Genomic DNA, 8,654 nt, shown 5'->3' with positions numbered 1-8,654 from the left:
TCCGCCAACCGAATCTGATGCCGCCCAGCCTCCGCCAACGACAAATCCCGGACAGCGAACTCAAGACCATCGACCTTCTGCAACTTGACGCTCATGGTTTCCCTTCTCGATTTCCATGCGGTTGCGGTGTCTTGCGGGTGGATCAGGTGTTGAAGTACTTCGCCTCGGGGTGGTGGGCGATGATCGCGTCGGTGGACTGCTCGGGGTGCAGCTGGAACTCCTCCGAGAGCACCACGCCGATGCGCTCGGCCTCCAGCAGGTCGACGATCTTGGCCCGGTCCTCGATGTCCGGGCAGGCGCCGTAGCCGAAGGAGTACCGCGCGCCGCGGTAGCCGAGCTTGAAGAACTCCTGCACGTCGGCCGGGTCCTCCTCGGCCACCGAACCGCCGGCGGCCCACAGGAGCTCCCGCCGGACGCGGCGGTGCCAGTACTCGGCCAGCGCCTCGGTGAGCTGCACGCCCATGCCGTGCACCTCCAGGTAGTCCCGGTAGGCGTTCTTGGCGAACAGCTCGTTGGCGTAGTCGGCGATCGGCTGGCCCATGGTGACCAGCTGCACCGGCAGCACGTCCACCTGGCCGGTCTGCTCGGCCTGCTCGCGCGTCCGGAAGAAGTCCGCCAGGCACAGCCGCCGGTCGCGCTTCTGCCGCGGGAAGAAGAACCGGTGCCGCTCCTGGGCGTCCGGCTCGTCCTTGTCCAGCACCACGAGGTGGTTTCCCTCGGTCACGCAAGGGAAGTAGCCGTAGACGACGGCGGCGTGCTGCAGGATGTTCGCGGTGGACAGCTCGTCGATCCAGTGGCGCAGCCGCGGCCGGCCCTCGGACTCGACGAGTTCCTCGTAGGACGGCCCTTCGCCCTTCTTCGCGCCGCGCAGGCCCCACTGGCCGAAGAACGTGGCCCGCTCGTCCAGCAGCGCCAGGTAGTCGGCGACCGCGACGCCCTTGACCACCTTCGAGCCCCAGAACGGCGGCGTCGGCACCGGCGCTTCGGCGTCCACGTCGGACCGCGTGGTGTCGGTGTACTCCGGCTCGGGTCCCTGCTCCGCTTTGCGCTTCTCCGCGATGCGCATCGACCGCTCGCGGCGAGCCTTGCGCTCGGCCTTCTTCTCGCGCTCGGCCGCGTCTTCGGCAGGTGCGTCGCCGCGCTTGACGGACATGATGCGGTCCATCAGGTGCAGGCCCTCGAAGGCGTCCTTCGCATAGCGCACATCGCCCTGGTAGACCTCGTCCAGGTCGTTCTCCACATAGGACCTGGTGAGCGCCGCCCCACCCAGCATCACCGGGTACTTCTCGGACATTCCCCTGGAGTTGAGCTCCTCCAGGTTCTCCTTCATGATCACGGTCGACTTCACCAGCAGGCCGGACATGCCGATGGCGTCGACCTTGTGCTCCTCGGCGGCGTCCAGGATGGCGTTGATCGGCTGCTTGATGCCGATGTTGACCACGTCGTAGCCGTTGTTGGACACGATGATGTCGACCAGGTTCTTGCCGATGTCGTGCACATCGCCCTTGACCGTGGCCAGCAGCAGCTTGCCCTTGCCGCCGGAGTCGTCCTTCTCCATGTGCGGTTCGAGGCAGGCGACGGCGGCCTTCATGACCTCGGCGGACTGCAGCACGAACGGCAGCTGCATCTGCCCGGAGCCGAACAGCTCACCGACGACCTTCATACCGGCCAGCAGGTTCTCGTTGACGATGTCGAGCGGCTTCTTCTCCTTCATCGCCGCGTCGAGGTCCGCCTCCAGGCCGTTGCGCTCGCCATCGACGATCCGCCGCTCCAGCCGCTCGAACAGCGGCAGCTTGGCCAGTTCCTCGGCGCGCGAGGCGCTGCTGGACTTCGCGGTCTTGCCTTCGAAGAGCTCCATCAGCTTCTGCAGCGGGTCGTAGCCCTCGCGACGCCGGTCGTAGACCAGGTCGAGCGCGACCTCCCGCTGCTCGTCCTGGATCTTGTTCATCGGCAGGATCTTCGAAGCGTTCAGGATCGCGGTGTCCAGGCCGGCTTCCCGGCATTCGTTGAGGAACACCGAGTTCAGCACCTGCCGCGCCGCCGGGTTGAGCCCGAACGAGACGTTGGACAGGCCGAGCGTGGTCTGGACGTCCGGATGGCGCTTCTTGAGCTCCCGGATCGCGTTGATCGTCTCGATGGCGTCCTTGCGGACCTCTTCCTGACCGGTGGTGATCGGGAAGACCAGGCAGTCGATGATGATCGCGGACTTCTCCAGACCCCAGTTGGTGGTCATGTCCTCGATCAGCCGTTCGGCGACCCGCAGCTTCCACTCGGCGGTGCGCGCCTGGCCTTCCTCATCGATGCAGGTCACCACCACGGTGGCACCGTGCTCGACGACGAGTTTCATCACGCGCTCGTACCGCGAGCCCGGCTCGTGACCGTCCTCGTAGTTCACCGAGTTGACCGCGCACCGGCCGCCCAGGTGATCCAGACCGGCTTCGATCACGTCCGGCTCCGTGGAGTCCACCATGATCGGCAGGGTCGAGGAGGTGGCCAGGCGCGACGCCAGCTCCCGCATGTCGACCGTGCCATCGCGGCCGACGTAGTCCACGCACAGGTCCAGCATGTGGGCGCCTTCGCGCGTCTGGGACTTGGCGATCTCCACGCAGTCGTCGTAACGGCCTTCCAGCATCGCCTCGCGGAACGCCTTGGAACCGTTGGTGTTCGTGCGCTCGCCGATGTTGAGGATCGACGCGTCCTGTTCGAACGGCACCGCCTGGTACACCGACGAGATCGACGGGATGTGCTCCGGCTCGCGCACCTTCGGCGCCAGCGGCGCGACCGCCTCGGCCACGGCGCGCACGTGCTCGGTGGTGGTGCCGCAGCAGCCGCCGACCAAGCGGGCGCCGAAGTCGTTGACGAACCCGACCAGCGCCTCGGCCAGCTCATCTGGCTGCAGCGGGTACACCGCGCCGTTGGGGCCGAGCTGGGGCAGACCGGCGTTGGGCATCACCGAGATCGGGATCCGGGAGTTCTGCGCCAGCACCCGCAGGTGCTCGCTCATCTCCGCCGGTCCGGTCGCGCAGTTCATCCCGATCAGGTCGATGCCCAGCGGCTCCAGCGCGGTGAGCGCCGCGCCGATCTCCGAGCCGACCAGCATCGTGCCGGTGGTCTCCACCGTGACCTGCGCGATGATCGGCAGCCACCGGCCGGTCTGGGCCATCGCCCGCTTCGCCGCCACGATCGCGGCCTTGGTCTGCAACAGGTCCTGGGAGGTCTCCACCAGCACCACGTCGATGCCGCCGTCGAGCATGCCCAGCACCTGCTCGACGTAGGCGTCGCGCAGCACGGGATAAGGCGCGTGGCCCAGCGTCGGCAGCTTCGTGCCCGGGCCGACCGAACCGAGCACGAACCGCCGCCGCTCCGGCGTCGAGTACTCGTCGGCGGCCTCGCGGGCCAGCGCCGAGCCCGTCTCCGCCAGCTCCCGGATCCGCTCCGGGATGTCGTACTCGCCGAGGTTCGCCAGGTTCGCGCCGAAGGTGTTGGTCTCGATCGCGTCCGAGCCCGCCTCCAGGTAGCCCCGGTAGATCGAGGACACCACGTCGGGCCGCGTGACGTTCAGGATCTCGTTGCAGCCCTCCAGGTTGGCGAAGTCGTCCAACGTCAGGTCGAACGCCTGCAGCGCGGTACCCATGCCGCCATCGGCGACGAGGACCCGTTGGCCGAGGGCGGTCAGGAACCCGCTCGGATCGTTCTGCCGGTCTGCCATCCCCTGCTACTCCCCGTTCTCAGCCGAGCTTCGACTGGACCTCGGCCGCGGCGGCGTCACCGTACGCCTCGGCGATGCGCGCGACGAACGAGTCGCGCTCCACCTGGTACTCCTGCGGACCGTCGGTCTCCAGCGAGACGGTCGCCAGCGTGCAGCCCAGCTGCAGCGAACGCTCCAGGTCGAGGTCGTGGTACAGCCCCGCGAGGAACCCGCTGCGCAGCGCGTCGCCGACGCCGGTCGGGTCGCCCTTCTGCTTCTCCTTCGGCGGCGCGACCTCGATGGTCGGCTCCGACTTGGACTCCACCTGCACGCCCTTCGGGCCCAGCGAGGTCGCCCAGAGGCCGACGCGGTCCAGCACGTCGGCGTGCGTCCAGCCGGTGCTCTGCAGCAGCAGGCCGTGCTCGTACTCGTTGGTGAAGAGGTATTCCGCGCCCTCGACGAGCCGGCGGATCTCCTCGCCCTCCATCCGGGCCAGCTGCTGGCCCGGGTCGGCGACGAACCGGTAGCCGCGGTCCCGGCACTCCTCGGTGTGCCGCACCATCGCCGCCGGGTCGTTGGGCGAGATCACCACCACGTCGAGGCCGCCCAGCCGGTCGGCGACCGGCTTGAGCTCGATCTCGCGGGCCTCGGCCATCGCCCCGGCGTAGAAGGACGCGATCTGGTTGTGGTCGGTGTCGGTGGTGCAGATGAACCGCGCGGTGTGCTTGGTGTCGGAGATGTACACCGACGCGGTGTCCACCCCGTGCCGCTCCAGCCACCCGCGGTACTCGTCGAAGTCCTGGCCGACGGCGCCGACGAGGGCCGAGCCGACGCCCAGCTGACCGAGGCCGAAGGTGATGTTGGCCGCGATGCCGCCGCGCCGCACATCCAGCTCGTCGACCAGGAACGACAGCGAAACCTGGTGGAGCCGATCGGCGACGAGCTGATCGGTGAACCTACCGGGATAGGACATCAGGTGGTCGGTGGCGATCGAACCGGTCACCGCAATCCGCACTGCATTTCTCCTTCACCAGGGCCGGCGCCGCCGCGGCGCCGGCCTTTGAAGCTCCATTGGACCCCGTCGCCGCTCACGCCGGACCGCGGGGCGCGGTCGGCGCGCCCCGCAGTCTGCCGCCACGGCTCCCGAAAGTCGACGTCAGATACCGGCGGCGCTCTTCAGCGCCTCAGCCCGGTCGGTGCGCTCCCAGGGCAGGTCGACGTCACTGCGCCCGAAGTGACCGTACGCTGCCGTCTGGGCGTAGATCGGCCGCAAGAGGTCCAGGTCACGCACGATGGCGGCGGGACGCAGGTCGAAGACCTCGTTGATCGCGGCCTGGATCTTCACCGGGTCGACGTTCTCGGTGCCGAACGTCTCGACGAACAGGCCCACCGGGGCGGCCTTGCCGATCGCGTAAGCGACCTGCACCTCGATGCGGCTGGCCAGGCCCGCGGCGATGGCGTTCTTGGCCACCCAGCGCATCGCGTAGGCGGCCGAGCGGTCCACCTTCGACGGGTCCTTGCCGGAGAAGGCGCCGCCGCCGTGGCGGGCCATGCCGCCGTAGGTGTCGACGATGATCTTCCGGCCGGTCAGGCCCGCGTCGCCCATCGGGCCACCCACCACGAACCGGCCGGTGGGGTTCACCAGCAGCCGGGTGTCGGCGGAGTCGAGGCCGACCCGCTCGATCTCCGGGTCGATGACCTTCGCCTTGATGTCGCCCGCCAGCATGCCCTCGAGGTCGATGTCGGCGGCGTGCTGCGTGGACAGCACCACGGTGTCCAGGCGAACCGGCTGGTCACCGGCGTACTCGATGGTCACCTGCGTCTTGCCGTCCGGCCGCAGGTACGGCAGCACCCCGTCCTTGCGGACCCGGGTCAGCCGCCGCGACAACCGGTGCGCCAGCGCGATCGGCAGCGGCATCAGTTCGTCGGTGTCGGTGCAGGCGTAGCCGAACATCAGGCCCTGGTCGCCGGCGCCCTGCTTGGCGATCTCGTCGATGACGCCCTCGACGCGGGACTCGTGCGCGTCGTCGACGCCCTGCGCGATGTCCGGCGACTGGGAGCCGATGGCGACGTTCACACCGCAGGAGGCACCGTCGAAGCCCTTGGCGGAGGAGTCGTAGCCGATCTCCAGGATCTTCTCCCGCACGATCGTCGGGATGTCCGCGTAGGCGTCGGTGGTCACCTCACCGGCCACGTGCACCTGGCCGGTGGTCACCAGCGTCTCCACCGCGACCCGCGACCGCGGGTCCTGGGACAACAACGCGTCCAGCACGGCGTCGCTGATCGCATCGCAGATCTTGTCCGGGTGCCCCTCGGTCACCGACTCACTGGTGAACAACCTGCGGTTGATCTCACTCACGACTGCTCCTCACCTCACAGCTGATGCAGCACTGATCCTTGCGTACGGAAGTGACGATTTCCAGAAGGGGGTCTCAGGCGCGGGCGTGGATGATGCCCCAGGAGAGGTTGCCCGCCTTGCCACCTGCGACCCAGTTCTTCAGACCCGTCTTCATCTTGGCGCGGTATTCGTCGCTGATCCGGTCCGCCAGCTCTGCTTCCCGGCTCTCGAGTACTTCTAGAACGCGCCCATAGTGAACGGCTAGGAACTCGGTCAGGTCCTCGAAGTCGAAGTTCTGCAGGCCGAGGCGGGCCAGCTCGCGGCGGTAGAAGCCGGGCGAGCCCATCGTCTCCAGGTTCAGCCGGTCCAGGATCGGCCCGAGGTCCCTCGACTTGGCGCCGTCGGCCGCCATCGGGTCGGTGAAGATGAAGGAGCCGCCGCCCTTGAGCACCCGGGACACCTCCTCCAGGACCCGCTCCCGGTCGCCGCTGTGCAGGATCGCGTCCTGCGACCAGACGATGTCGAAGGCGTTGTCCTGGAACGGGATGTCCTCGAAGGAACCGTCCTTGACCTCGATCAGCTCGTCCAGCCCCGCGGCCCGGGTGAACTCGAGGTTCCGGGCGTTCTCGACCTCGCTGAGGTTCAGGCAGGACACCTTGCAGCCGTAGGTCGCGGCCAGGTGGCGGGCCGCGCCGCCGTAGCCGGAGCCGATGTCCAGGATGCGGGTGTCCGGGGTGATCTCGACCTTGTCGGCCATCCGCTCCACGGTGCGCCGCGAGGCGCTGTCGATGTCCTCGTCCGGGGTCTGGTAGAGGCCGACGTGAATGTCGTTGCCGCCCCAGACATGGTAGTAGAAGTTGTCCGCGTCCTCGGAATTGTAGTAATCCCGCGCGGTGTGCACGGCGGTCGAGTACACGTCGGAGAGCTCTTCGTCCGGCCGGTACTTCTTCTCCGCCACGTGGATGAAGAAGTCGGGTTCGGCGTCGTGGTAGGTCTCCTGGAAATCGCCGTAGGTGTCGATCCGCTGGAAGCCGACTTCGCGCATGAGCCGCCGCGTGTAGTTCTTCCGCAGCGGGTACATGTTCAAGAAGAATTCAGATTTGTCCGGGAACGTGTACTTGAAGCGCGCCAGACCCTCGTCGACGTAATCGGGCTCCGCGGAAACGTCCTCGCCGGCGTAGTAGTAGGTGTGCTTCGACGAGAATCCGTTGTCCAGAATCGAGTCGTAATTTCGCTGATCGATGATCAACACACCATCGTGCTTGAGCATCGCGTAGAACTCGGCGAGGGCTTTGCGCCGATCCCGTTCGGAGAACAGGTGCGTGAAGGAGTTGCCGAGGCAGATGATCGCGTCGTACTCGCCGTGGACGTCACGATTCAGCCAGCGCCAGTCGGCGTGCACCACGCGGAGGATGTGGCCGCCGTAGGTCAGTCCGTTGCTGAACGCCTTGGCGAGCATCTGCGGGCTGCCGTCCGCACTGACCGCGTCGAAGCCCTCCTCCAGCAGCCGCACGGAGTGGAAGCCGGTGCCGGTGGCGACATCGAGCACCGAGCGGACGCCACGAGCCTTGAGCTGGTCGATAAAGAACGACCCCTCGCTCTGGTAGCGCTTCTTCCAGTCGATCAGCTCGTCCCACTTCTCGACGAAACCGCCGACGTACTCGTACGTGTAGTGGTCAGATTCGCGCACTTCCAACGGGTTCTCGCCGAACACCTGCTCCTCGCGCGCCACCAGATCAGCGGTGTCCTGAGATCCGGGCTGCTCGCTCGAAGCAAGATCGTCCACGCTCTTCGCCATTCTTCACTCCCACCACTCACGTTGGTCATGCGCCACCGCAGAACTCTGGGCCGCGCAAATCCGTGCCCCGAGCTCGTCTCGCGGCCGTGTCGGGTCGCCACTGCGAAAAAAGGCAACGCCCGTACCGGCGTGGGCAGCCGAGAAACGCTCAAGGCCGCAACACCTACGCCGATCGCTTCCGGCCGGCATCCTTGCCGACCGGCGCTGACGCGATATTCCTGCGTCGGTTAACTAACCTAGGCGAAGGAGATGGCAAAGCAAGCGTACAAACGTGTGACACTAATCACCGGAATACGATGAATGCGTGATTTCCACTGTCACCCTGGGTGAATAAATGCGCCGCCACCTGCGCCGATTCGGCGCATTTTCGAGAGGCGCAACGATCACGCGAGTGCAGAATGTCAGCGATCTGTGTATACTGGCGCCCGCTTGCCTTACCACAACAACTGCAAATTACACAACCGCGATTCCCGTCAAAATCATGAAGACTGGGCAGCGTGGCGGTTGACTTTTTCTCTTCATCATTGAGTTCATCGCGGCGCGGAGCACAGATATTACGGTGCCCACCTCACGCATGCGAGCCATTTTTCCGCGCCGGATCCGGCCCACCGGCCGCCGGCCATCGCCCTCCCCCGTCAGGCCTGCTTCATCCTCCCCCCGCCGGGACGATCGGCGGACGGTTCCTCGCCGCATCGGCCCTGGGGAAGTGTGGGACGCGCCCCCCGCGCGTGCCCCCGCAGCAACACCCCGCTCCGCCCTTCCGCTCGGGGAAGTCCTCTTCTTGGAATTCGCGGTTCGTACCACCGGGTCCGTCACCAGATCCACCGCCG

4 protein-coding genes are annotated in these 8,654 nt (G+C 67.0%); all 4 read right to left on the bottom strand.

All coding sequences use genetic code 11. The features are described 5' to 3' along the window. Positions 1–142: 142 nt before the first annotated feature. The gene (gene metH / locus AC07EQ_RS39975; protein ID WP_478393013.1) at positions 143–3,709 is read right to left on the bottom strand and encodes a methionine synthase; all 3,567 of its coding nucleotides are present in this window, start codon (positions 3,707–3,709) and stop codon (positions 143–145) included. Between the two features lie 19 nt (positions 3,710–3,728). Beyond that, positions 3,729–4,703, bottom strand: coding sequence for a carbohydrate kinase family protein (locus AC07EQ_RS39970; protein ID WP_478393012.1), 975 nt, complete (start codon positions 4,701–4,703; stop codon positions 3,729–3,731). 141 nt (positions 4,704–4,844) lie between these two features. Continuing rightward, positions 4,845–6,047, bottom strand: a complete 1,203-nt coding sequence (gene metK / locus AC07EQ_RS39965; protein WP_478393011.1) for a methionine adenosyltransferase — start codon at positions 6,045–6,047, stop codon at positions 4,845–4,847. A 73-nt stretch (positions 6,048–6,120) separates the two neighbouring features. Then, positions 6,121–7,824 carry a glycine/sarcosine N-methyltransferase gene (locus tag AC07EQ_RS39960; RefSeq protein WP_478393010.1) on the bottom strand — a complete coding sequence of 568 codons (1,704 nt, stop codon included), beginning with the start codon at positions 7,822–7,824 and terminating at the stop codon, positions 6,121–6,123. Between the last annotated feature and the right edge of the window lie 830 nt (positions 7,825–8,654).

Source organism: Saccharopolyspora sp. NPDC045839, assembly GCF_056431645.1.
This window is presented reverse-complemented; position numbering and strand designations above follow the sequence as displayed.

Bases quoted from the DNA above. Each gene is read 5' to 3' on its own strand.
- metH (WP_478393013.1), bottom strand. From the start codon at position 3,709: ATGGCAGACCGGCAGAACGATCCGAGCGGGTTCCTGACCGCCCTCGGC.
- AC07EQ_RS39960 (WP_478393010.1), bottom strand. From the start codon at position 7,824: ATGGCGAAGAGCGTGGACGATCTTGCTTCGAGCGAGCAGCCCGGATCT.